This is a genomic window from Desulfopila sp. IMCC35006, assembly GCF_005116645.1.
GTDB lineage: Bacteria > Desulfobacterota > Desulfobulbia > Desulfobulbales > Desulfocapsaceae > Desulforhopalus_A.
Map to the genome: position 1 here is coordinate 1 of NZ_SWCM01000001.1, position 24666 is coordinate 24666.

The 24666-nt window shown below is 49.6% G+C and carries 20 protein-coding genes and 1 rRNA gene; 12 read left to right on the forward strand and 9 right to left on the reverse strand.

Going from position 1 to position 24666, the window contains the following annotated elements:
* Positions 1-194 precede the first annotated feature (194 nt).
* The 8 genes from rrf (at position 195) to dnaE (ending at position 11240) form a co-directional block, all read left to right on the forward strand.
* Positions 195-311 (forward strand): 5S ribosomal RNA (gene rrf / locus FCL47_RS00005).
* Between the two features lie 254 nt (positions 312-565).
* The gene (locus FCL47_RS00010; protein WP_136811293.1) at positions 566-2422 is read left to right on the forward strand and encodes a fructose-bisphosphatase class III; all 1857 of its coding nucleotides are present in this window, start codon (positions 566-568) and stop codon (positions 2420-2422) included.
* 17 nt (positions 2423-2439) lie between these two features.
* Positions 2440-3387: a fructose-bisphosphatase class II family protein gene (locus FCL47_RS00015; protein WP_136811294.1), complete on the forward strand. Its 948-nt coding sequence runs from the start codon at positions 2440-2442 to the stop codon at positions 3385-3387.
* A 195-nt stretch (positions 3388-3582) separates the two neighbouring features.
* Complete coding sequence (locus FCL47_RS00020; protein ID WP_136811295.1) at positions 3583-4239, forward strand: NAD(P)/FAD-dependent oxidoreductase; 657 nt, start codon at positions 3583-3585, stop codon at positions 4237-4239.
* A 188-nt stretch (positions 4240-4427) separates the two neighbouring features.
* The gene (locus FCL47_RS00025; protein WP_136811296.1) at positions 4428-5618 is read left to right on the forward strand and encodes an OmpA family protein; all 1191 of its coding nucleotides are present in this window, start codon (positions 4428-4430) and stop codon (positions 5616-5618) included.
* 17 nt (positions 5619-5635) lie between these two features.
* Complete coding sequence (locus FCL47_RS00030) at positions 5636-6490, forward strand: motility protein A (RefSeq protein ID WP_136811297.1); 855 nt, start codon at positions 5636-5638, stop codon at positions 6488-6490.
* A 374-nt stretch (positions 6491-6864) separates the two neighbouring features.
* A complete protein-coding gene (locus FCL47_RS24685; RefSeq protein ID WP_205747159.1) occupies positions 6865-7710 on the forward strand; it encodes a pentapeptide repeat-containing protein in 846 nt (281 codons plus the stop codon).
* Between the two features lie 2 nt (positions 7711-7712).
* A complete protein-coding gene (gene dnaE / locus FCL47_RS00040) occupies positions 7713-11240 on the forward strand; it encodes a DNA polymerase III subunit alpha (protein ID WP_136811298.1) in 3528 nt (1175 codons plus the stop codon).
* A 20-nt stretch (positions 11241-11260) separates the two neighbouring features.
* Here the strand turns inward: dnaE and FCL47_RS00045 are convergent, their stop codons facing one another.
* The 4 genes from FCL47_RS00045 to xerA form a co-directional block, all read right to left on the reverse strand.
* Positions 11261-11854, reverse strand: coding sequence for a hypothetical protein (locus FCL47_RS00045; protein ID WP_136811299.1), 594 nt, complete (start codon positions 11852-11854; stop codon positions 11261-11263).
* 26 nt (positions 11855-11880) lie between these two features.
* Complete coding sequence (hslU, locus tag FCL47_RS00050; protein WP_136811300.1) at positions 11881-13284, reverse strand: ATP-dependent protease ATPase subunit HslU; 1404 nt, start codon at positions 13282-13284, stop codon at positions 11881-11883.
* Positions 13281-13811 carry an ATP-dependent protease subunit HslV gene (hslV, locus tag FCL47_RS00055; RefSeq protein WP_136811301.1) on the reverse strand — a complete coding sequence of 177 codons (531 nt, stop codon included), beginning with the start codon at positions 13809-13811 and terminating at the stop codon, positions 13281-13283. The genes hslU and hslV overlap by 4 nt, the downstream gene beginning before the upstream one ends.
* Positions 13812-13950: 139 nt before the next feature.
* Complete coding sequence (gene xerA / locus FCL47_RS00060) at positions 13951-14901, reverse strand: site-specific tyrosine recombinase/integron integrase (protein ID WP_136811302.1); 951 nt, start codon at positions 14899-14901, stop codon at positions 13951-13953.
* A 306-nt stretch (positions 14902-15207) separates the two neighbouring features.
* On the opposite strand from xerA, the gene FCL47_RS00065 reads away from it, so the two are divergent.
* From FCL47_RS00065 to dxs, 3 genes are read left to right on the forward strand one after another with little or no spacing between them, the layout of a single operon-like run.
* Positions 15208-15456, forward strand: coding sequence for an exodeoxyribonuclease VII small subunit (locus FCL47_RS00065; protein ID WP_136811303.1), 249 nt, complete (start codon positions 15208-15210; stop codon positions 15454-15456).
* On the forward strand, positions 15431-16327 hold the full coding sequence (locus FCL47_RS00070; RefSeq protein WP_136811304.1) for a polyprenyl synthetase family protein: 897 nt from the start codon (positions 15431-15433) through the stop codon (positions 16325-16327). Before FCL47_RS00065 ends, FCL47_RS00070 begins: the two co-directional genes overlap by 26 nt.
* Before the next feature lie 29 nt (positions 16328-16356).
* Positions 16357-18261, forward strand: a complete 1905-nt coding sequence (gene dxs, locus FCL47_RS00075; protein ID WP_136811305.1) for a 1-deoxy-D-xylulose-5-phosphate synthase — start codon at positions 16357-16359, stop codon at positions 18259-18261.
* Positions 18262-18290: 29 nt separating this feature from the next.
* Here the strand turns inward: dxs and FCL47_RS00080 are convergent, their stop codons facing one another.
* From FCL47_RS00080 to nhaD, 3 genes are all read right to left on the reverse strand, one after another.
* On the reverse strand, positions 18291-19040 hold the full coding sequence (locus tag FCL47_RS00080) for a TerC family protein (RefSeq protein WP_136811306.1): 750 nt from the start codon (positions 19038-19040) through the stop codon (positions 18291-18293).
* A gap of 148 nt (positions 19041-19188) precedes the next feature.
* The gene (locus FCL47_RS00085; RefSeq protein ID WP_136811307.1) at positions 19189-20094 is read right to left on the reverse strand and encodes a Tim44 domain-containing protein; all 906 of its coding nucleotides are present in this window, start codon (positions 20092-20094) and stop codon (positions 19189-19191) included.
* Between the two features lie 129 nt (positions 20095-20223).
* Entirely contained in the window at positions 20224-21657 is a 1434-nt protein-coding gene (gene nhaD, locus FCL47_RS00090; protein WP_136811308.1) for a sodium:proton antiporter NhaD, read from the reverse strand.
* Positions 21658-21890: 233 nt separating this feature from the next.
* Between nhaD and nhaR the strand changes: the two genes are divergently transcribed.
* Entirely contained in the window at positions 21891-22805 is a 915-nt protein-coding gene (gene nhaR / locus FCL47_RS00095) for a transcriptional activator NhaR (protein ID WP_136811309.1), read from the forward strand.
* A 99-nt stretch (positions 22806-22904) separates the two neighbouring features.
* Here nhaR and FCL47_RS00100 read toward each other — a convergent pair whose 3' ends face one another.
* Both FCL47_RS00100 and FCL47_RS00105 read right to left on the reverse strand, forming a co-directional pair.
* Positions 22905-23849 carry a methylenetetrahydrofolate reductase gene (locus tag FCL47_RS00100; RefSeq protein ID WP_136811310.1) on the reverse strand — a complete coding sequence of 315 codons (945 nt, stop codon included), beginning with the start codon at positions 23847-23849 and terminating at the stop codon, positions 22905-22907.
* Positions 23850-23910: 61 nt separating this feature from the next.
* Entirely contained in the window at positions 23911-24594 is a 684-nt protein-coding gene (locus FCL47_RS00105; protein ID WP_136811316.1) for a methylenetetrahydrofolate reductase C-terminal domain-containing protein, read from the reverse strand.
* Positions 24595-24666: the final 72 nt, after the last annotated feature.

Genomic DNA, 24666 nt, shown 5'->3' on the forward strand with positions numbered 1-24666 from the left:
ATACCTACTGATTACTCTACTATTTGATTATTTAGATACTCTTAGTGTTGCTATTGCGCAGCTTTAGCAACGCTTAGAGGATCTTATCCCCAAAGGGCGACTGAAAGGAGACCTTTAGGGACGAAATTTACACTATACTCGGGCTGGGGAAATAAAGTAATATTCCCCTACCCCAAACAAATTGATACAGATTTTACGGCGGTCATAGCAAAGAGGATCCACCCGTTCCCATTCCGAACACGGAAGTTAAGCTCTTTAGCGCCGATGGTACTGCACGGGCGACTGTGTGGGAGAGTAGGTCATCGCCGTTTTTTATAAAGCAAAAGCCCCAGCAGATTCCTGCCGGGGCTTTTGTCGTTTCATGCACTGTACCTCTCTAACACTTCTGCTCCTGGTATTCAGCATCTTCAATCAGATAAAATCGTTTGATTTTATAGGCAATTTGTCAATCTTTTGCTATAGTACACTAGTATTGGGGTGAGGTTGATACATTTGGAAATAGATTCTCGTTGATATTTCTCTTCGGGTTTTGGTTTTTTTTCATTCCTGCTATATAGGTGAAAATATGTCCCTTATCCAGTCGAAAAATAATGGCACAAGTCGAATCACCACAGTTAGAGTCAGTGAGATCGATAAACTTTCCAACCAACTGCTTGATCTCGATCTGGAGCTTAATTCAAATATCCCCACCACTCTATGGATCAGCGATCTACACGGAGAAGGCGACCGTTTTAAGTCAATACTTCGAGGTAGATTTGGCATGTTGTATCAAACATGCAAAGAGGCTTTACCCAATACCTTCAGTTCCGAAAAGATCCAGTATCTGACGAAAATTATCCGGAAACAACAATATTTTGATGATGAAGATATCCAGATGGATATGCAGGACGTGATACTGTGTCTCGTCGAAATATTAAAATATAAACTCACCAATATCCGATCCCAGGAACGCGAAGTATTCCGTCCTGAGTTCCGGGATGTCATCAATCGCCTTCTTGCCGGGTTACCAGTACCAGATCCAATTTTTGAAGAGCCGATAATATCCGACAGATTGATTTCGCATTTATCCCATGCTATTCGTCAGGTGTTGCTTGATCGCATTCAGGTCCTCGGGGATGTGTTCGACAGGGGTCCTCAACCGGACAAGATTCTCAGGATTCTCTCTTCCCACTTCTATCGAAGCGGGGTTGATTACGTGTATGGCAATCACGATATCCTCTGGATGGGCGCCGCATCAGGAAATCGCTCGCTTATCGCCGAAGCATTGCGTATTACCTGCCGTTATGATCATTTTGAATTCCTTGATCGATTACGCTTCGATACTTCCAAGCTCGCAGATTTTGCCGAACGGACCTATCCGGTTGAAAAAGTAACCGGCAATTTCAAGGCAAAAACCGATAAAGGCCGGTGTATGGAAAAGGCGTTAACGATCATCCAGTTTAAACTTGAAGAACAAACCATTCGTGACTTCCCGCAATATGAGATGGCTTCCCGCCTCTGGCTCGACCGACTGGTAGACATGCTCAAAACCGGGCAGACCAGTGGCCTGAACGATACACACTTTCCAACTCTCGATTATACTCATCCAGGACAATTGACGGATGAGGAAACGCTGATAATAGATGACCTGGTCATCCAGTTCACCACCAATCGCCACCTGAAACGTCTACTCCAATTCCTGTTCACCAAAGGAAAGACGTATCATATTCAGAATAATTTCCTCAATATACATGCCCTTATTCCGTCAACCTCCGATGGTGATTTTGAAGAATTCCTGGCACGCAGAGGGAAAGCCCTGCTTAATTTTATTCAGGATACTATTGCCAGAGTCGGCGACAATTACCTCCATGGCAAAGAGCAGCGACCGGAAGATCAAGCCCTCTTTTTCTATTTATGGTGCGGTCCCAAATCACCCTTTTTCGGCAAACATGCCATGAAGACTTTCGAGCGATATTTTCTAAGGGATAAAGCGACTCATACCGAGCGAAGCCTTTTCTGGCAGGACAACATGCAGACCGATGCCTTTAAGAAAAAATTACAGCAGGAATTCGGGGTGCAGCGAGTAATTTTCGGGCATACCCCGGTCAATTATAAAAAAGGGCTGCACATGGCCAGCGAGGATGGCGTGGCGATTAATGTCGATGGAGGATTTGCCGCCGCGTATTATAACAGGGGGCATTCTCTGGTCCATACACCGCATCAGTTATACGGCATTATTCTACCGACTCCTGATGAAATGAAAGAGGCAGAGAAAAAACTTGAGTCAGCACCTCTTGATATCGAACTCATCGATGAGTTCCGTCGGCCTATGAAAATCAGGGACACTATAGCCGGGAAAAAACTCATCCAGAAACGAGACGCTATCATGCTGCGCTTATCGGAATTGCGAGAACAGAACGGTTATCACCCATCCACCTTATAAACCCTTGCTGGAAGACTATGGATACTAACTACGGAATGGAAATTGTCCGGGCCACCGAGATTGCCGCATTAACAGCTGCGCGGCTGCAAGGTCTTGGCGACCATATTGATATCCTCAATCAGACCCGTAAAGCGATCACCAAGACCTTGAATCGCCTGGCAATAGAGGGTGTGCTGATCAATGACCGCTTTAACAAACGTCCCGAAGCCTTTCAGTTGCCAGCCGTTCTCGGCAAAGGTGGTGAAAAAACCGATATCATGGCAATAGCGCTTGAAGCCTATCGCTCGGCCGCCGACGGTAAAAATAACTCAACCTCTTTTGCGGTCATTGCCAAAGCCGGCTCCATTCAATCGGTTCCCAATCTCAATATGTATAAAATTGCCGTGGGCCCGCAGGTTGGTGAGGTTATTGACATCAATCAGCCACCCATCCTCAATGTCAAACGGGTTGCCAGGGCACTCAAAAAATACACCGAAAATGTGACCGTCTGTATCCTCAACCAAACCCGACATCGGCAGCTGATCCATGAGGTCCGAAGCTGCGGCGCCCGGATTAAACTCATCGATGAAGGTGAAGTGTCTGGCTGCCTTGCCGCAATAACCGGGGAGAAGGCTGATATTTATATAGGCTACGGTTATGCCCCGGAAGCAGTGCTGGTTGCCGCTGCGATCAGTTGCTTAGGCGGTTATTTTGAAGGCAAGATCTTCTATGAGAATGATCGAGATAAAAAAGAGGCAACAAAGCACGGTATTACTGATTTCGAAAAAATCTTTCGCGCGCAGGACCTCATCAGAAGCAAAGAAGTAGCCATAGCCGCGACCGGTATCACCGACGGAGAATTTCTTGAAGGAGTTCGATTTACCGCCAATGGTGCGATAACGAGATCTTTTGTTGCCCGCGGAGAAACCCATACCGTGCGACGGCTTGAGACCCGCCATTTCTTCGACTTCAAGCCTGTATTTTAACTGAACCGACCATTCGATGTTACCTCCAGCATTGAGTTGATTGATAGCTTGCACCCATTTGCTCCTGACTGTCTAAAAAGCTCGATGCAACAACAACATCTCTTCCTGAACATCGGCAGGAATCTGCCGAAACCGTCATAAATTTCATCAAATCGTATTTATAAATACTTCTCACGTTTTATAAGGAAAAATGCCATGCAAGTCACCCAACCGCACAATGCCATATTGCAAAGAGACAAGACAACCTATGCGATAGTACCGCGTATTCCCGGCGGCCTGCTCGACCGCGGCCATCTGCGAGCCATCGCCGATGCGGTGGAAAAATACGACATTCCTATCGTCAAACTCACATCAGGTCAACGCATAGCCCTTGTCGGTCTGAAAGAAGAAGATCTCCAGAACGTCTATCGGGATCTCGGCATGGATCCGGGTAAAGCGACCGAACTGTGTCTGCATTACGTCCAGGCCTGTCCGGGAACCGAGGTGTGCAGATTTGGGGTAAGGGACTCCTTAGGTTTCGGCATACGTATTGAGAATCTTTTAGCTGACCAGGAACTGCCGGCCAAACTCAAGATCGGTGTTTCAGGCTGCCAATTTTGTTGTGCCGAGAATTTTGTTCGGGATATTGGAGTGCTGGGAAAGAAAAACGGCTGGACAATTTCCTTTGGCGGCCATTCAGGAAATCGCCCTAGAATTGGCGATATTCTCGCCACCGATTTGTCAGACGAGGATGCAATTTCATTAATAATGCAATGTATCGATTTTTATAAAAAGAACGCTCGAAAAAAAGAAAGAGCATCCCGATTCATTGAAAGAAATGGACTCGAAGAGTTTAAAAACAGTGTCCTGTGATGGGTATTGGAATGCGAGCGGATACCACAAAAAAAAAGAGAAATTTGTTCATTTTAATAATTCTGCTTTGGTTGTCGACCACTTTGACGATATGATAAAAGAGTCATGGCGAAAAGACAAAACCAACAGGTACAACTGCCCCACTGCCCCACTGCAGAGCCCGGCCCCCAATAGAGCTGAATACTATAATGACAAATGCGCATTTACCTCAAGAAGAGACTTCTGCAAATTCTTCGCAGGAGGGTCTTCTTGAGATCACCGATTTCCCGTTAGGTTCAGGCAAGAACAGGTATGCTTCACATTTTGTCAATATCGACAGACGATCTCTGAGCAATACTGTTTTTCATATAGACGACAACACCTTTACCGCCTCCTTACCACGGGCATCGCACTGGTCTATAGCCTGGTCCGATTTGATGATGACCATGTTCGTGCTGTTTTTATCCATGTTTGCTTACCAGACGGCACATCAGGAATTTCTTGCCAAAAAGACGCCTGAGGTCATTGGCGGTGACACCACTGAAGCCCTGCAGACAGTCGACTCCAGTGGCGCTACCTTCCCCTTTGCCCCCATTTCACCCGGCCTGCCGCTTATCACCGCCGGAACAATTAAAAAAGTCGAAAAGATCCAAATTGAATCAGTCGATCCGGATACCGTTTACCAGCCGGAAGCCATGCCACCACCGACAAAATCCAAATCTGAATTAAGCAGTGAACCGGTATCCTTACCGGCCGCAGACGAGGAGCAGCAGGAAACAAAGGGCCTCAGTGCACCTCCCCCCACAAACGACTCTGCCCAGAATACTCTCTCCCCGACTCCCCCGCCAGCGGCAACGATCGTCGAGCCCAGCAGCCCGGTAAGCGAAGAGCCTCAAACAGAAGAGCCTGATCGATTCCAGGAAATCTATACGCTCAGTCAGGACGCTCTCAAAAACAATAGCCTTGATAAATTTGCTGCGATCGATATTGTACCAGACAAGACCATGCGCATAATTCTCACCGGCGATCTGCTGTTTGCCGTCGGGGAAAGCGAACTGTCCGATGCAGCCAGAACATCATTGCAGAAAGTGGTCGAGGTAATGCAGCATACTCCGTATATGATTAACGTCGTCGGGCACACCGACAATCTGCCGATGCGTTCGAATCGATTCAAGAGCAACTGGGAGCTTTCAGTGGCCAGAGCGAGTACTGTGGCTCGTTTTCTTATCGATGAAATGGGCATGAACCCCAATCAATTCGTGGTCAGCGGCTATGCCGCCTATCGCCCTATTGCGCCGAATACAACTGCTGAAAATCGTGCGAAAAATCGCCGAGTGGAAATCATCGTCTCCAAAAGACTCCCAAATCCTGTGCCCGCCACGGAACAAAACCTGAAGTAACGGTATCACCAATTTTTATGAAATATAAAAACCTCGTCGGACTCATCTTATGCAGTGCCCTTTTTATTGTCGGTTTTACTATAAACGGCAATATCAGCCTCTACTTCAATCTCTCCGGACTCCTCATTGTCATTGGCGGGTCCTTATCTGCAGCCCTGGTGAGTTTCAGGCTAGAACAACTGCATATTGTGACCAAAGTTCTCAGCGCCGCCTATCGAAAACCGATGATGAAAGAAACGGAGATCATCAACATCCTCATTGATTTATCCATTCGCTCGCGCATGGAAGGCATACTGTCTCTGCAAAACAAGGAAAACGAAACAACAATCCTCTTTCTGCGCAGAGCACTCGGTTGCATGATAGATGGCTATAAAATTGACCAAATCCGAGATATCCTCAACACAGAGATGTATTTTTTCCGCCTGAGACGAGAAGATTCAGAGCGGGTCCTGCGGGCCATAGCCGACTATCTTCCGGCGTTTGGGATTGTCGGCTCAGTCGTTGGTCTTATCACCATGATTGGGGGTATCGGTGACACCTCCGTCATACTGCAGGCCATTCCTCTCGCACTTACCTCAACCCTGTACGGTCTGATTTTTTCTAATTTTTTATTCTTACCCTTTGCCGCCAACGTCAAGGAGCGAACCAATCAGGAACTTTTATTACAAAAAATCATTATGGAAGGCGTCATCTCTATCAACTCTGAACTGAATCCGGTCATCCTGAAAACCAAGCTTGAATCCTTTCTCACCCCATCGGATCGCGAAATACAACTGGTTTCCTATGCTAAAATTAAAGAGAGGTTTAATATTGAGAGGGAACAGCAAAATCAAGCAAGAAACGAGGAACTGGATAATACGCCTCTCGTTTAAGATTGAGGTGCCGTATCGGCGAGAGGAGTGTTCTCCCGCGGCACTACAAAATTGCATTAACGCTATTCCCGCACCCCGAAAAAATGCCAAAACCTCCCCCCACGCTCTCGACAACAACATACAATTTAATAGTGCGGCAGGAGACCTGATCAGAGTATGGTGACTGGTGAAATGATAGTTTCCACAACGCCTCCCAGCATGTCTCGCCGACGGAGGGAATCATCGGCCTACTCAATATATATAACTGATTTTAAAGTACATATTGATCTGCACACGGCCTGAATATTTGGTGTGCAAAATCGTTTTTTCTATGCTATTTATTTGTACTCACCACAACTGATAATTCTTCTCAGTCACTGCACAAAGGAGTTAACGTGAAATCTCGAATCTGCCGATGGTTGTTAATTTTTGTCCTCAGCTCTCTCTGTGCCTGTGCTCCTGTGACCATGCAAAAACTGATAGACGCCGGGAAAGCACAACTTACCAAATTGGAATTACAGGAATTATTGACTGACAATACTCTTCATCTTGAATCGATTGACATGGATGCCAGGGTGCACTTTCTGCCTGACGGTCGCCTCAACGCAACAAGCCTGCAAGGGGAAAAAGATTCGGGGAAATGGTCTCTTTCTGCCGGTGATGAACTCTGTATGAAATTTGTTCACTGGTATTATGGCGATCTGAAATGCTATAAGATTTTCAAGGAAAAAAATTCTTATGTCTTTTTTACCTCGAATGGCGCGCGCTCTTATACCGCAACAAGGAAACCTGATAGTAAGGCCGAGGCAACAGGCCAGTCCCTGTCCGATGAGAGCAATACGCAAGCTCTGGATCAAGAGGACTCTCCTGCCGCCCCTATGAGCAAAGAGGAACAGGAACATACCCTGATAAGCCTTGCCCGCAATTGTCCCGACTGCGATTTGGCCGGCGTCACCCTGGCCGGCGCACAGTTGGTAGCAGCAAACCTAGCCGGCGCCAACCTGTCGGGTGCAGACCTTCATGCTGCCAATCTTCGACGGGCAAATCTAGCCGGTGCCAACCTGTCGGGTGCAAACCTGACGGGAACCAATCTGGCCGGTGCAGACCTGACAGGCGCTGACCTCAGCAACGCAGATCTCACCGGGAGTAATCTCATTCGAGCCAACGTTACCGGCGCAAAACTAAACGGTGCTGTCCTTTCCGGCGCCCATCTTGGAAGTATCCAAGGATATAAGGAATAATTATGAGTGCAGGCTTTACCCATCTCCACGTTCACTCCCAGTACAGTCTGCTGGATGGAGCCATCCGCATTGCCGACCTTTTGGAAAAATGTAAAGAATACGGCATGGACAGCGTCGCCCTGACCGATCACGGAGCAATGTTCGGAGCCCTTGAGTTTTATTCCAAGGCTAAAAAAGCCGGTATAAAACCGATTGTCGGTTGCGAACTGTACATAGCCCCGGGCGACATGCGGGTCAAAAAAATAGTTGATGGAACCATCGCCTACCATATCATCCTTCTGGCCATGAATCACACCGGCTACCAAAACCTGATGAAAATGGCCAGCATCGCTCAGTTTGAGGGATTTTATTATAAACCAAGAATTGATATGGATGTGCTGCGGGAAAATAACGAAGGTATCATTGCCATGACTGCCTGTCTGCATGGCCAAGTCCCCTATCTCATTGGCAAAAATGACATGGTCGGCGCCGAAAAAAAGGCCCGGGAACTGTTGGATATTTTTGGCGACCGTCTCTATTTTGAAATTCAGGAAAATGGTATCCCGGAACAACAGCAGGTCAACGACGGTCTCAAGGTTTTGAGCGCAAAAATGGGAATCAAACTGGTTGCCACCAACGACTGCCACTACCTCAATAGAGAGGAAGCGCACGCCCATGAGCTGTTGCTGTGCATCCAAACCGGAAAGACAATCAACGACCCAAAACGTTTTCGCTTTTCAACGGATGAATTTTACTTCAAATCCCCCGAGATTATGAAGAAAAGCTTCAACCATTGCCCCGAATCCATTGCGACTACCCAGGAAATTGCGGATCGCTGCAATCTTGAAATCAACTTCGGCGACTACTATTTTCCTAACTTTCCGATACCGGAAGGAGAAACCCTCGATTCGATGTTCAAAGATGCCTGTTGGAATGGACTCAAAGCTCGCTTTAACGATATGCGTGCAGCCGGTACGTTCAACGCCGAAGTCGAGAAAATTTACACTGATCGGCTGGCCATGGAGATCGACGTCATCAGTACGATGGGCTTTCCGGCCTATTTTCTGATCGTCGCCGATTTTATCAACTGGGCCAAGAAACATCACATCCCGGTTGGTCCCGGCAGGGGATCCGGTGCCGGGAGTCTTGCCGCGTACTGCATGCTTATCACCAATATAGATCCCATCCCTTATGGCCTTATCTTTGAACGTTTCCTTAATATCGAACGAAAATCGATGCCGGACTTCGATATCGATTTCTGTCAGGAACGACGTGGCGAAGTGATCGACTATGTCCGTCAGAAATATGGTGGCGCTGATCATGTGGCCCAGATTGTCACCTATGGTTCGATGAAGGCCCGGGGAGTTATCCGCGATGTCGGGCGTGCGCTCGATATCCCGTTTGGCGAGGTCGACAAAGTCGCCAAGCTCATTCCCGAGCAGCTGAAGATGACCATCAAAAAAGCGATGGCAGAAGAACCGAAGCTCCAGGAAGCCGCCGATCACGACCCCCGCATCGCCGAGCTTCTCTCAGTTTCCAAGACCCTCGAAGGGCTGGCCCGACACACCTCCACCCATGCCGCCGGGGTAGTCGTTTCCCCCGGTCCTATGACCCAGTATCTCCCAACCTGCCGCGGAAGCAACGAAGAAACCCTGACGCAGTACGATATGAAGCACACTGAGATGACGGGTCTCATCAAGTTTGACTTTCTCGGCCTGAAAACCCTGACAGTAATTGACAAGGCACTCAAGCATATTAAAAAAGATATCGGCACAGATCTGAACATCGATACCATCCCGATGGATGATGCCAAGACGTTTGCTCTCCTCTGCAGTGGCGATGCACAAGGTGTTTTCCAACTGGAGAGTTCCGGCATGCGGGAACTACTGGTCAAACTGGCACCGGAACAGTTCAGCGACCTTATAGCGCTCGTGGCCCTCTATCGGCCCGGCCCGCTCGACTCCGGCATGGTGGACGATTTTGTCGAAACCAAGCATCGTCGAAAACCGGCAAATTATCCGCTGCCCGATATAAAGCACGTTCTCGAAGAAACCTACGGGGTAATCGTCTACCAGGAACAGGTTATGAAAATAGCCAACATCCTGGCAAGTTACTCTCTCGGCGATGCCGATATTCTGCGCCGGGCAATGGGGAAAAAAATCGCCGAGGTCATGGATGCAGAGAAGGTCAAATTCATGGAAGGGGCCCTGAAAAACGGCCACCCGAAAGACAAGGCGGAATATATTTTTGATCTCATGGCCAAGTTTGCCGGCTACGGGTTCAACAAGTCCCATTCCGCGGCATATGCTTTAGTCTCCTACCAGACGGCCTACCTGAAGGCCCACTACATGCCCCAGTTCATGGCCGCCCTGCTTTCCTGCGATATGAACAATACCGACAAAGTTGTTCTCTACATCAATGAATGTAAGGAACACAATATAGAGGTATTACCCCCGGACATCAATGAAAGCATTAAGGATTTCAGCGTTATTAACGATAGAGTTCGTTTTGGCCTGGCAGCGGTAAAAAACGTGGGCGAATCGGCTCTGGATTCCATTATTGAAGAGCGGGAAAAAAACGGCAAATATACTTCGCTCAGTGATTTCTGCAATCGAGTCGATTCCCGGCGAGTGAACAGCAGGGTCATAGAAAGTCTCATAAAATCCGGTTCCTTTGACTCCCTCGGCTTCAACCGAGCCCAATATTTTGCGGTACTGGAACAGGCAATGGAGCAGGCCAAGGCGGTGCAGCGCGACCTGCAGAGCGGCCAGATGTCTCTTTTTTCAGTTGCCCCGGAGGTCAAGAGTCAAACTCATACCGCAGCAATACCTATGCCTGACATACCCGAGTGGGAGGAACGAAAAAAACTGGCCCACGAAAAAGAGACAGTCGGTTTCTATATTACCGGTCATCCACTCGATAACGCCATCCATGATATCCATACCGTTACCGACTGCGCCATACAGAACCTGGCGGAATGGGGTGACGACCAGCCGGTTCGAATTGGTGGACTGATTCGAACCTGCAAAAAACTGAAAAGTAAAAAAGGCGATCCCATGGCCTTTCTCACCCTGGAAGACATCTACGAGTCGGTGGAGGTGGTGGTTTTTCCGGACACCTATGCCCGATGTGAAGAGATCCTTTCGTCAACCGATCCGATTATTGTCCAGGGAACGGTGCAAAAGGATGAGCGGGGACCGAAGATTATTGCCGATTCCATTGATTCTCTGCAGGACGCGAGAGAAAAATACACTGATTCGGCCAAGATAAAGTTTGAAACGGATAAGGTGTCCAGGCTGCAGATGGAAAAAGTGAAGAAAATCCTCTATCAGTTTCACGGCTCCTGCCCGATCCTGCTGACCCTGCATTTTCAGGGGCGGGGCGAAGTCGATATTGAAGTTATGAAGGACCTGACGATCAGACCCTGCCGGCAACTGACCGATCAGATCGAGGAAGTCCTCCACTATAAGGCCGTCACATTTTCCAAGAAACCAATAGCTTTGACCCCCAGAAAAAAACGCTGGGAGAATAACAATACGAAACCACACTGATTATTTCACAGCGGGTGATGCTACTCAAAGCAGAGCCCGCATTCCGGGCAGGCGCCAACCGTTGGCGAAAACCGGCAGCCGCAGGCCGGGCAGACAGTCTCTGCATCCTGAGGGTTGAACACGGCCTGGGCATTGCTCAGATCATGCATGTCCAGAGCCGTGCTCCTGATAAATTCCCTGGTAAGAACTTCGGTGGCCAGATCGATATCACCCTTTTTGATCTGCAAATAGAGTTCAGGTCCACAGCATCCCTTGGCGCAGCCACCCTCATCTGTTGCCAGAATAGCGGGAATCCGCTCACCGGCGAGAATTTTCTGCAGGGTTTTCATGTCTTTTAAGGGCCCTTTGCGGATATTGACAAGTTCGTCTCCCGGCGAAATATCCATGGATCGTTCGCCGAAGGCCTGCTGTGCCAATTGTATCCTCGCCAGCTTTTCCGTACCGCTGATCAGGGCAATATTGCAGGCCGCACATTGGTTGATATCGATTCTATACTCATCCCCGCAGGAAGGACAATAATTCAATTCGGCATCGATTCCATGCGATGCCGCGGTCTGCTCAACAGCAGATTTATTATTTTTTCCGGACTTTTTGCCAAAAAATTTCAGAAACATTCTCTCTCCACAAAAACCTGGTACTGCTACAGAATATAGCGGCTCAAGTCCTGATCCTTGACTATTTCGTTCAACCTTTCCCTGACATAGGCAGAAGTGACCACAAACGTTTCATCGGGTCGTTCGGAGGCTTCAAAAGAAAGGACATCCAGTACCCGCTCCATAACCGTGTGCAGGCGGCGGGCACCGATCTCTTCCGTTCTCTCGTTCACCTCGACGGCAATTGAGGCTATCGCTTCAATGGCGTCATCTTCAAAGATCAGGTCGACTCCTTCTGTTTTCATGAGGGCGACATATTGCTTGATCAGGGCATTTTCCGGCTCGGTCAAAATACGCACGAATTCATCCTTGCCAAGGGAATGCAATTCAACCCGAATGGGAAACCGGCCCTGTAATTCGGGAATGAGATCTGAAGGCTTGCTCATATGGAAGGCGCCGCTGGCAATAAACAGCACATGATCGGTTTTCACCATGCCATGCTTGGTGCTGACCGTAGCCCCTTCGACAATCGGCAGAAGATCACGCTGCACGCCTTCACGGGAAACCTCGGGCCCTTGGCCGCCGCCTCCTCTAGAAGCGACTTTATCTATTTCATCGAGGAAGATAATTCCCGACTCCTCGGTGCGTTTGAGTGCTTCCTTGATGACCTTATCCATGTCGATCAACTTTTCCATCTCTTCTTTCTTGGTTGCCTCGAGGGCCTCCGGCACCTTCATCTTGCGCGTTTTTTTCTTTCTTGGAAAAATCTTACTGAAGGCGTCCTGCAGATTTGACTGCATATCTTCCATGCCGGAAGTAGTCATGATCTCAACCATCGGCATCGATTTTGATTCACTTAAAGAAACCTCCAGTTCACGGTCGTCCAATCGGCCGTCACGTAACATCTGCCGGAACTTTTCCCTGGTCGAATTTTCTTCAGCATTCTCTTTTCGTACGGGAAGGTCCGGATTCTGGATGGTAAAGGAATGGGTATCATCCGGCCCGATGGTTGAAGCGGTGTTTGGTCCGGGCGGCAGAAGAATATTAAGGATCCTATCCTCGGCGTTTGCTTCCGCCACGCCTTCGATACGCTGTTTTTCCTCTTCCTTGACCATATTTACCGCCAGATCGACTAGATCGCGGACCATCGATTCGACGTCCCGACCCACATAACCAACCTCAGTATACTTCGAGGCCTCAACCTTGATAAAAGGCGACTGGGCCAGAGCAGCCAGACGACGGGCAATTTCTGTTTTTCCAACCCCGGTCGGACCGATCATGATAATATTTTTAGGCGCTATTTCTTCACGCAATGGCGACGGGACCTGTCTGCGCCGCCACCGGTTGCGCAGGGCAATGGCAACCGATCGTTTTGCGTCCGGCTGGCCAACGATATATTTATCCAGTTCAATGAGGATTTCTTTCGGGGTAAGAGATTGATTAGAGATCATATTGTTTCAACGATGATTGAATTATTGGTAAAAACACAGATATTGGCGGCGATCTCCATAGCCTCACGGCAGATCGCCTCGGCATCAAGATCGCTATGGGCAACAAGAGCAAGGGCGGCAGCCTGGGCATAAGGCCCGCCGGAACCTATGGCCAGCACTCCTTTATCTGCCTCGATAACATCCCCGTTTCCGGAAAGGAGCAGAGAATGGTCTGCATCCACGGCTATCAGCATGGCTTCGAGCCTTCGGAGAAATTTATCAGTCCGCCACTCCTTAGCCAACTCAACCGAGGCGCGCATGAGGTTGCCGTTATACTGCTCGAGCTTCTGCTCCAGCTTGTCGTAGAGGGTAAAAGCATCGGCCGTCGCTCCGGCAAATCCGGTGATAACCTTGTCATGATAGAGCCGTCGAACCTTGCGCGCCTGATGTTTCATTACGGTATTGCCGAGTGAGACCTGACCGTCCCCTGCTAAAGCCACCTTGCCTTTATGCCGTACGGCAAGAATTGTCGTTGATCGTATTTTCATGAGTATTCTTTCAAGTAAATAGGTTTTGTATTTCCGGAGAGACAATAGCACGCCCCGCTGAAAAACGCGGAGCCCGTTTCTTTCCGAAATAATCTTCCGGTAAAAAACACAAGAGAATTATTTCTAAGTCACCACGTCGCTATCTGTCCTCCGACTTAATATCTTCAATTGATAGTGGATGGGATTTGTCGTACACATCTGACAGATGATCCAGGGTCAGATGCGTGTAGCGTTGCGTAGTCGACAGACTGGCGTGTCCCAGCAATTCCTGGACGGACCGAAGGTCGGCACCCATTTCCAACAAATGAGTGGCAAACGAGTGACGCAGGGCATGCGGGGTGACCATCTGGGTGATTCCAGCTCGTTCCCCATAGGTCTTGACCAATCGTTCTACACTGCGCGTGGTCAGTCTACTCCCTCTTCCATTGAGGAACAGCGCATTTCTCTCAACAGCCCTTCCCCTTCCCGCCCTTTGCTCTATAAGTTGTAACCTTTGTGGCAGCCAGCCCCGAACCGCTTCAACGGCAGGACGGCCGACCGGCACCAACCGCTCCTTATTTCCTTTGCCCCGTACCGTAAGCACTTCCTCCGTGAAATCAAGATCCGCCACGTTCCTTGAAACCAGCTCGGATACCCGAATCCCTGTTGAATAGAGCAGCTCCAGGATCGCCCGATCCCTGGCCGCGTAGGTGTCTTTTTCAGCAGGGGCATCGAGCAGGGCAAACGTTTCGTCCACTGTCAGAAAAACCGGGATAAATCTACCGATTTTTGGCCCGGCAACACCTGCGAGCGGATCATTTTGCAAAAGTTTACGGCGTTGACCAAAACGGAAAAATGATCTGAGCGCCGATATTTTTCGGGCAACAGTAGCAGCACTGTTTCGACCATGCAAACTGACAATAAATTTTCGCACCTGAGCGGAGGTAATCTCTCCTGGCTGCGAATTCAACACCGTTTTAGCACGCTTGTCTTGCTCTCGCAAATGGTTGTGAAATTCCAGTAAATCGCGCTGGTAACCACTGACTGTATGCTCGGAATACCCTTTTTCCGTTGCCAGCCATCTTGTAAACATTTCAATAGTCTTTATCATTTCGTTCAGGTGTTAAAAAACGTCCCGCCCAAAGAACTTGACCTGGAGCGACGTATCAGTGGATATATTATATTTTACACTCGACTTCCGATCACGTACGGAATATATACAATGCATTTTCGTTATTTTTATGTTTTTTATTGAGCACGGTGTGCGAACACTCCAGAAGAGGGCATACGTTCCCTGAGAGTGTCTGTCTTCCTGGGAAAAAAAGAATATGTCCTTTGTGGTACTGAACTGGTACAGTTCTAGCCCGAATGATTAAGTGAGGCAACCTTCTTTTATTTTGAAAAGGGATGATTGATTATGGCCAAAAAAACCTTCGAGGCATCCCTTGCCCGCCTTGAGCAGATAACCGAAGAGCTTGAGGACGGCGAGCTGAGCCTTGAAAACAGCTTAAAAAAATTTGATGAAGGAATAAAGCTTGCCGGTTTTTGCGCCGAACAGCTTTCTGAAGCCCGGGCAAAAGTCGAATTATTACTTGAAAAAGACGGTAAGCTTGAAGCTCTCCCGTTTGACGGACAGGAAATTGGACATCAAGATCTATCTGAATGAAAAGCGCAAACTCGTTGAAGAGACGCTTGAAAAACTGACGCTGCAGGCGGCCGGCCCTTTCAAAAACCACATTGAGGCAATGCGCTACAGTCTTTTTGTGGGCGGGAAACGGGTTCGCCCTATTTTATGCCTTGCGGCAGGCGAAGCGGTGAAAAAGTGTCCGGCTACAGAAAAAAATTTATTGCCGGTGGCCTGCGCGCTTGAGTGCATTCACACCTACTCTCTTATTCACGATGACCTCCCGGCGATGGACAACGATGACCTGCGCCGGGGGAAGCCGACCAATCATACCCTCTATGGCGAAGCCGGAGCCATCCTCGCCGGCGACAGTCTGCTTACCTTTGCCTTTGATCTGCTGAGCGAGCCGGACTACGGGACAATGCACCCGGAGCAACAACTGAAAATAATTCATCTCATCGCCAGAGCAGCAGGACCTCACGGCATGGTTGGCGGACAGGCTCTGGACATTGCAACAGAAAACACCGAGTTTCCTTTTTCAACCCTGCAGACCATCCACAAGAACAAGACCGGTGCCCTGATCACCTGTGCCGTCCATGCCGGTGCAATCGGTGCAGGGGCATCTCCGGAGCAAACGGCGAGTCTCGTTGTCTATGGCGACAACATTGGTCTGGCCTTCCAGATTGTCGATGATCTGCTCAATGTCACCTCAACCACCGAACAGCTCGGAAAGGCGGCCGGATCTGATGCCAACCGTGGCAAAGCAACCTATCCCGCTTTTTTTGGTATTGAAGAAACACGGGCAAAAGCAAAAGAAGCTGTAGCCAGAGCCATCTCTGCCCTCAAAGGATTTAACCACAATGCCGACCCGCTCCGCGCCCTGGCGGACTACGTCTATACCAGAAGTAACTGATTGGTGTTGCAAATATTTGTTTAAAAGCTATGTCTATACCCCAACCTACAATCCAGACAACCCTGCTTGAGCGAATTCAATCTCCTGCCGACATCCGAAAACTGTCTCTTGCGCAAATGAAAGAACTGGCGCAGGATATCCGGGACAATATAATTCAGGTGGTATCACGTACCGGCGGGCATCTGGCGCCAAGCCTCGGGGTGGTAGAGTTGACCATTGCCCTGCATTATATCTTCAATACCCCCGATGACAAACTTATCTGGGACGTGGGGCACCAGTCGTATGCCCATAAAATTCTGACCGGCAGGCGCGAACAGTTTGCCACGCTCCGTCAGTACAAGGGCATGAGCGGCTTTCCTAAATTCAAGGAAAGCATTTACGATGCCTTTGAAACCGGTCACAGCTCAACCTCCATCTCCGCCGCCCTGGGGATAACGCTCGCCAAATCTCTCAAAAAAGATGGACACCGGGCAATTGCCGTTATCGGCGATGGTTCGATGACCGCCGGTCTGGCCTTCGAGGCCCTGAACCATGCGGGGCATCTCAATAAAGATCTCGTTGTTATCCTCAACGATAACGAGATGTCCATTTCCCCCAATGTCGGCGCGCTGTCCAGTTTTCTCAGCCGCAAACTCACCGGCCGGACAATGAGCCGGGTGAAGGCCCATCTGGTCGAGAAACTGCAAATCTCCGATGTGGGTGAAAACATCCTCAACATTCTGCGAAAAAGCGAGGAAAGTTTTAAGAGTTTTTTCACCCCAGGCATGCTCTTTGAAGCCTTTAAGTTTGACTATGTTGGTCCTATTGACGGCCATAACCTGGAAGACCTGCTCGAGACGCTTGAAACCGTTCGTGACACGGAACACGGTCCGGTACTCATTCATGTCCTGACCAAAAAAGGCAAAGGCTACGAGCCGGCCGAAAAAGATCCTGATATCTTTCACGGCATCGGACCTTTTGATATTGTCAGCGGCAAACCTCATGGTTCCAAAGGGGCAGTAACCTATACCAAGGTGTTTGGCGATACCATTGCCGACCTTGCGACAGGCGACGATAAAATCGTCGCCATTTCGGCAGCCATGGTGTCGGGAACCGGACTGAAGAGATTCGCCACCGAGTTTCCACATCGCTTCTTTGACGTCGGCATCGCCGAACAGCACGCAGTCACCTTTGCCGCCGGCCTCGCTGTTGAGGGATTACGTCCGGTGGTCGCTATTTATTCTACTTTTTTCCAGCGTGCCCTGGACCAGATCATCCACGACATCTGCATCCCGAATCTGCCGATTACCCTGGCCATTGACCGGGCAGGAGTCGTCGGCGACGACGGCCCTACGCACCATGGAGTCTTCGATTTATCATTTCTGCGCTTTATCCCCAACATCGTCATCATGTCGCCAAAAGATGAGGAAGAGCTGCAGCATATGCTCTATACCTCCATCTATCATAACGGCCCATCGGTGGTTCGATATCCTCGGGGGCCGGGGTATGAAGTGCCGCTGGCAACGTCGCTGCACAAACTCGAAATCGGCAAGGGCGAATTACTGCTGGAAGGCAGTGATATCCTGCTCCTGCCGGTGGGAAACAGAGTGTATCCAGCCCTTGAGGCAGCAAAAGGACTCGAAAAGGTCGGCATCAGTGCAGCCGTCATTAATCCTCGTTTCATCAAACCGCTGGACGCTGAATTGATCTGTCGATGGGCCGCCCAGACCAAACGGGTCGTGACCGTCGAAGACAATGCCCGATTGGGTGGTTTCGGCAGCTCCGTCCTCGAACTTTTCAGCCGCCGGAATCTCTACTCGGTGCAGACCTGCATGCTGGGCCATCCGGACCATTTTGTCGAACATGGCCCACAAAAAACACTCTGGAAAAACAGTTTTATCGACGCCCCGGCAATCATCCGGGCAGCAATAAAGCTGATGGGCAGAGAGGAATAACATCAGAAAATAAGCAGACTCCGCTCTGTTCAACTTTCTATCTTTTTATGCAAGGTTACCGAGCTGCCGCTTCCGCCGCGGTGAATCCGAATATTCAGCAGCTCAACCATCACCGAGAAGGCCATGGCAAAGTATATGTACCCTTTCGGCACATGGACATCAAAGCCTTCGGCGACCAGGGTAAAGCCGATCAGCATAAGAAACGACAAGGCCAGGATTTTGATGGTGGGATGAGAATCGACAAAGATTCCGATGGGCTTGGCAGCAAACAGCATGACCAGTACCGATCCGACGATGGCAATGACCATTATCGAAATGTGCTGTGCCAGACCAACTGCGGTAATAACCGAATCGAGTGAGAAAACTATATCAAGAAGGGTTATTTGCACAATAGTGCCGAAGAAACCACTGACAGTGCCTGGCGCTGGCTGGTCTGCATCGACGACCTCCAGACTGGTGTGAATCTCATGGGTTGCCTTGGCCAAAAGGAAAAGACCACCCCCGATCAACACCAGATCTCTGCCGGAAAACTCCCGCCCGAACAGCGCAAACCAGGGCTCAACCATACCGATGATCCAGGCGAGACTAAAGAGCAGCATGAGCCGGGATACCATGGCAAAAGCTATCCCCAAAGTTCTGGCCTTATCTCGCTGCACCTCTGGCAATCTGCCGACCAGAATGGTGATGAAGATAATATTATCTATTCCAAGAACAATTTCGAGGGCAAGAAGTGTGGCCAGCGCCACCCATGCCTCGGGCATAAGGAGCCACTCAACCATATTGATATTGATTCCCGGTCGTTATTTTTATATGAAGTACACAAGCATGAACTTGCGTATATTGGACAGACACCGCCCATGAAGACGTAAAAAACCAATACCGCCCGCACAAGAGCAAGAAAATGCGGTGTGCGGGCGGGGTGTAAAACTACTTTTCCTGTATGCCTTCGAGCTTCCAGTTCTGGGAACCGGTCGGTCGGGCCCAGGTCCATTCCTCGCAAAACTTGACCGGATCGGTCATGCTGCCGGAAACCAGCTCGCCACTCTTGTCATCAACCGTGTAATCAAGAAGGTTTGCAGTAAACAGCACGGTGACAAAATCCTCACCACCATCGCTGCCGGCTTGAACAATCTCCAGTCCACGAACGGCAATGGACTCCAGTTTGTTGATATGCCCATTTTCTCGCATTTCCGCAAAATGTTTCTCATATTCCCCTGCAAGCTGCTCCCCGAGAAGATGGCGGTACGAATCGAGATCTCGACGCATCCAACCGGCCTGCACCTTAAAAAAGACATCGGAAGCCACTTCCGTGAAATAGGCCGGATCGAAATCGCGATCAGTCTCTCTGATCTGGTTTATACCATCATCTAAAATATTCTCTCCGATACTCGCCGGGGCTCGAGCACTATTATCATTGCCACCGCCAAAAATACTGGATGGCGGTACGCCTTGTCTGGCATATTGATTCGTCCCATTATTGCCGACACTCTGCCGGGCTTTGGCGAATCTTCTATACAGAAAAAACGCTGCTGCACCGAGAAGCAACAGGGGCAGAATTCCCATGCCGGAGCCTGCACCCCCGAACATCGAACCAAACAGCATTCCACCAATTGCTCCACCGAGAAGCCCTCCCATCAGGCCGCGACCGAGGCCCCCGGTTGCAGGTGCACTTGCCGGAGTACTCACCGGTGCCTTCCTGGGGCTTGAACTGAACGATTTCCCTCCCATCCTGGAACGGGCATCGGCATAATCCGCCATAACCCCGCCTTCAATAAGGGTGAACGCAACAAGCAGTAAAAAAACAGGTGCGAATCCCTTCCATAAGGTTGTCATAGTCTTCTTTAATCTCCAATTATATTTGTTTTTGCAAAATCCCACACCGGGACTGTAAATGATTGCTCCCCCGTGGAGCATAATGGCTAGAATGCGCACACGGAGGCCAGGCAAAATAAAAATGGCCAGCTACATCAGCGAGCCGTTTATCAAAAAATGGACATAGATACTCGCGGCATATCCCAGGCTGATGACAGGAGTCCATTTGAGGTGGCCGAAAAAGGTATATTTACCTCTGGCGGAACCCATGAGTGCCACCCCGGCTGCAGATCCAATGGAGAGCAGGCTTCCGCCCACTCCTGCGGTCAAGGTAACAAGCAGCCACTGTCCCTGGGACATTTCAGGCATCATGGTCAGAACAGCAAACATGACCGGAATATTATCGACGATTGCCGAGAGTACACCGACCATGACATTGGCGGTTGTCGGTCCCCAGTCCAGGTACATTATCTGTGATACGAGAGCCAGGTACCCCATGAAACCAAGGCCACCGACGCAGAGTATAACCCCGTAAAAAAAGAGCAGTGTATCCCACTCGGCCCGGGCAACTCTTGCAAAAACATCAAAGGGAACAATCTGCCCGATTCGTTGCTCCGCTTTTACAGGATCATATGTTTCCCGGTCTGAGACATGTGTCTTGTTGAGATAGAAGCCGAAGATCTTCAAGAGCGACAAACCGGCCATCATGCCAATCACCGGTGGAAGTTTCAAAAAGTTATGAAAACAAACCGCGGTGGCAATGGTCCAGAGGAAAAGGGTGATAATAACCAGCGCGCCGCGCTTCAGCTTCAAGTCTTCCACCCCGGTTTCCGGCTGTTTGTCGGCGACGGCAAAACTCATAATGGTCGCCGGTACCAGCCAGTTCACCGCAGAAGGAACGAACAAAGGCAGGAATTCCTGGAATTGCAAAATGCCTTTTTGCCATACCATCAACGTGGTGATGTCGCCAAATGGGCTGAAAGCGCCACCGGCATTCGCCGCTACAACAATATTTATACAAGCCAGGCAGATGAATTTTTTATCATCCTGACCAATAGCCATTACCACGGCACACATGAGCAGAGCAGTCGTAAGATTATCGGCTATTGGCGAAATGAAAAAGGCGAGAAGACCGGTAATCCAGAACAGCTTCCGGTAAGAATAGCCGGCGTTGACCAACTTCACCCGGAGAACCTCAAACACCCGCCGCTCTTCCATGGAATTAATAAAAGTCATGGCAACAAGCAGAAAAAGGAACAACTCGGCATATTCAAGAATATTGTGCCGAACTGCCGTCTCCGCGACATGATCAATGCCGTTCATCGCATATATCAAGCCGATAATACCCCAGATAACACCCGCTGCCAGCAGAACCGGTTTGGATTTTCGCATATGCGTAGTTTCTTCCAACATGACAAATACATACGCCACGACAAAGAAGATCAGCGAGACATAACCGCCCCAGTGCCTGGTAAGATCCAAGGCTTCCCCGGCGGCTCCCGGAGCAGCCGCAAATGCTGCTCCGCAAAACCCCAGCGAGGCTGCAAGGACGGTAATAACGTGTAAAATACTTGTTCTACTCATTGGCCAACTCCTGATTCCTTTTGTTATATCATTGATGATCGCGGCTCTAAAGCATTTCACCGGTGAATAGTTATAATGCAACAATCCATCACGAATTTCTGGTAGGCTATAGAGTATAGTCAAAGAACGATTAGGTCAATTAGATAAATATGCTATGATAGTTCGAATTAACCGAACAATAATTTTTTTATTACATGGTGATACAGTCTCAATTCAGAGGGGATCACAACATTATGGAATGGCTTAACTACCATCATCTTTTTTATTTCTGGACGGTAATGAAAGAAGGCAGCATTACCGCAGCCAGCAGCAAACTCAGCCTGGCCCAGTCAACGGTGAGCGCGCAACTGTCCACCTTCGAAGAATCCTTAGGGGCAAAACTGTTCAAGCGCGCGGGCCGGAATCTTGAGCCTACAGATATGGGGCATCTTGTGTATCGCTATGCCGATGAGATCTTTTCCCTGGGACGCGAGATGATGGACGCCCTGCGTGGAAGACCTGCGACCGGCCCGTTGTCCCTGAAAGTAGGACTGGTAGACGTAGTGCCAAAACTCGTAGCGCGCAAGCTTCTTGAGCCAGCGGGGAAATTGCCCGATCCGGTTCGCCTTATTTGCCATGAAGGAAAAGACGAGCCCCTTCTTGCCGATTTGGCACTGCATAAACTCGATGTAGTGCTGACCGATACCCCGCTGCGTTCAAGCTTGAGCATTAAGGCGTACAATCACCTGTTGGGTGAGTGCGGTGTTTCTTTCTTTGGCGTAGAAAAACTTGCAAAACCACGGCAAAAAAACTTCCCTCATTCTCTTGACCAATCCCCCATGCTCCTGCCGATGGCCATGAGCACATTGCGGGGAATGCTCGATCAGTGGTTTGAAAGAATTGGCGTGCGCCCCCTGATAATTGGTGAATTTGACGACAATGCACTGTTGACAGTCTTTGGCCAGGCCGGAGAAGGGATCTTTATGGCACCAACGGTTATCGAAAAAGAGGTTGAACTCCAGTACCAAGTCCAGGTTATCGGTCGGACCAGTAAAATCAGGGAAAAATTTTATGCCATCTCAGTGGAACGTATCATCAGGCACCCTGCGGTCGTGGCTATTTCCGATGCAGCCCATCGAAAACTCTTTTTTGAGCCTGATTGCGACTAGTCTTCCGTTGCGAATATGGATGGCATTGTGAATCCTGCCAGCAGGGCCCCGGTACTTGAGCTGACCGGGCCCTGCCGGCAGAGTGTTGCAGGTAACAGGTTAACTGAAAACCGGACGCGGTAGAACTTTGGCCTGCTCCGCGATCTCGGGTACCATATGTTCCCATTCGATGGCCATCATGTGGACACCGTGCACTCCCTTCATCTCTTTGAATTCTTCGATCTGCTCGCAGGCGATATTGATGCCTTCCTGGGCGACCTTATCCTTCTCGACCCCTTTTAAACGATTGATTATCTCATCCGGAACATCCATCCCGGGCACCTTGGTCTTCATGTACCTGGCCATACCAACACTCTTCATCGGTGTGACGCCGGCCAGAATATAGACTTTTTCGGTCAACCCTTCTTCATTGGCGAGCCGGACAAACTCGCGGAATTTTGGCATGTTATAAATGCATTGCGTCTGAATGAAGTCGGCCCCCGCCTCAATCTTCTTGGCCAGACGATGCACACGCCATTCAAAGGGGTCGGCAAAAGGATTGGCGGCTGCCCCGATAAACATTTTCGGCGGTTGATGGATTTCATTACCATTTAAAAATAAGCCCTCATCCCGCATCTGTTTGACCATGGCGATCAGCTGGGTGGAGTCGATATCAAAGACGCCCATGGCATCGGGATGATCGCCGAATTGCTGGTGATCTCCTGAAAGGCAGAGCATATTGCGGATGCCTAGAGCAGATCCTCCGAGAATATCGGCCTGCATGGCCAGTCGATTTCTATCCCTGCACACCATCTGATAATTGGGTTCGAGTCCTTCCTGGATGAGTATGAGAGAAGCCGCCCAACTGGACATTCTCACGACCGCAGTCTGATTGTCGGTGATATTGACGGCATCAACGTTTCCTTTGAGAAACTTTGCCTTTTCTTTCACCTCTTCAACGTCGGTCCCTCTGGGGGGCCCCAGTTCACCGGTGAAGGCAAACTGACCGGATTTAAGAACCTTTTCCAGGTTACTTTCTGAATTGAAATGTGTTTCTGTGCTCATATAGGATCCTCTGCTTCACGATAAGGGTAAGAGGAAAAAAAGAATACGTCGTTTTATCCTGTTATTTGACCATTTTTTCGGGTTTTTTATACCCGGGTTGCATCAGGTTTCTCGGAGCTTGATCTTTCCAGCCACGGGTAGTGTTTATTTTCTTGATAGAATCCAGGCGACCTTGACCGGAGAGCCGTTCCCAGATCCTGAACCAGGCACACGGCTGATCGTTGCTGATCTCACAACTCCCTTTATTGGTGCCGCCGCATGGGCCGTTTAAAAGCCTTTTCGCGCACATGGTGATCGGGCAGATTCCACCGGTGAAGCCGAGAACGCACTGGCTGCAGGAGCGACATCGCTCCTCATACCAGCCGACGGTCTGATTTACGGCAAGACCGCTGGTGTCGACCGCCGGAAAGGTAGGGATAAGCGGATATCTTTCCGCAAGAAACTGAATACCGACGCCACAGGCCATGGACATGAGCGCATCGAATTTTCCTTCTTCGATGATGCTGTCGAGTTCGGCCAGGTACTCGCGGTCACATTGCCGTTCGATGGTGTGGCCCTGGATGTCGATGGGATCATCGTCGAGCCGTCTGGCCATCTCGAGTTCGGTATTCAGCACGGCGACCTCTTTTTCACCGCCGGTCAGGCAGACGGAGACACAGGTTCCGCAGCCGACGTTTAAAACCTTATTGTACCCTTGCAGCATCTCTTTGATCTCGGCAAAGGGTTTTCTTTGGGCAACTATCATAAAATCCTCCAATATAGACCGGGACGGATACCATCCCGGTCCAGTCAAGTGCGACCTTCGTCAATATATTTC

What these genes read in the sequence shown, in the direction of transcription:
- FCL47_RS00010 (WP_136811293.1), top strand. Translation starts at nt 566, where the DNA reads ATGTCCCTTATCCAGTCGAAAAATAATGGCACAAGTCGAATCACCACA.
- FCL47_RS00015 (WP_136811294.1), top strand. Translation starts at nt 2,440, where the DNA reads ATGGATACTAACTACGGAATGGAAATTGTCCGGGCCACCGAGATTGCC.
- FCL47_RS00020 (WP_136811295.1), top strand. Translation starts at nt 3,583, where the DNA reads ATGCAAGTCACCCAACCGCACAATGCCATATTGCAAAGAGACAAGACA.
- FCL47_RS00025 (WP_136811296.1), top strand. Translation starts at nt 4,428, where the DNA reads ATGACAAATGCGCATTTACCTCAAGAAGAGACTTCTGCAAATTCTTCG.
- FCL47_RS00030 (WP_136811297.1), top strand. Translation starts at nt 5,636, where the DNA reads ATGAAATATAAAAACCTCGTCGGACTCATCTTATGCAGTGCCCTTTTT.
- dnaE (WP_136811298.1), top strand. Translation starts at nt 7,713, where the DNA reads ATGAGTGCAGGCTTTACCCATCTCCACGTTCACTCCCAGTACAGTCTG.
- FCL47_RS00045 (WP_136811299.1), bottom strand. Translation starts at nt 11,854, where the DNA reads ATGTTTCTGAAATTTTTTGGCAAAAAGTCCGGAAAAAATAATAAATCT.
- hslU (WP_136811300.1), bottom strand. Translation starts at nt 13,284, where the DNA reads ATGATCTCTAATCAATCTCTTACCCCGAAAGAAATCCTCATTGAACTG.
- hslV (WP_136811301.1), bottom strand. Translation starts at nt 13,811, where the DNA reads ATGAAAATACGATCAACGACAATTCTTGCCGTACGGCATAAAGGCAAG.
- xerA (WP_136811302.1), bottom strand. Translation starts at nt 14,901, where the DNA reads ATGATAAAGACTATTGAAATGTTTACAAGATGGCTGGCAACGGAAAAA.
- FCL47_RS00065 (WP_136811303.1), top strand. Translation starts at nt 15,208, where the DNA reads ATGGCCAAAAAAACCTTCGAGGCATCCCTTGCCCGCCTTGAGCAGATA.
- dxs (WP_136811305.1), top strand. Translation starts at nt 16,357, where the DNA reads ATGTCTATACCCCAACCTACAATCCAGACAACCCTGCTTGAGCGAATT.
- FCL47_RS00080 (WP_136811306.1), bottom strand. Translation starts at nt 19,040, where the DNA reads ATGGTTGAGTGGCTCCTTATGCCCGAGGCATGGGTGGCGCTGGCCACA.
- FCL47_RS00085 (WP_136811307.1), bottom strand. Translation starts at nt 20,094, where the DNA reads ATGACAACCTTATGGAAGGGATTCGCACCTGTTTTTTTACTGCTTGTT.
- nhaD (WP_136811308.1), bottom strand. Translation starts at nt 21,657, where the DNA reads ATGAGTAGAACAAGTATTTTACACGTTATTACCGTCCTTGCAGCCTCG.
- nhaR (WP_136811309.1), top strand. Translation starts at nt 21,891, where the DNA reads ATGGAATGGCTTAACTACCATCATCTTTTTTATTTCTGGACGGTAATG.
- FCL47_RS00100 (WP_136811310.1), bottom strand. Translation starts at nt 23,849, where the DNA reads ATGAGCACAGAAACACATTTCAATTCAGAAAGTAACCTGGAAAAGGTT.
- FCL47_RS00105 (WP_136811316.1), bottom strand. Translation starts at nt 24,594, where the DNA reads ATGATAGTTGCCCAAAGAAAACCCTTTGCCGAGATCAAAGAGATGCTG.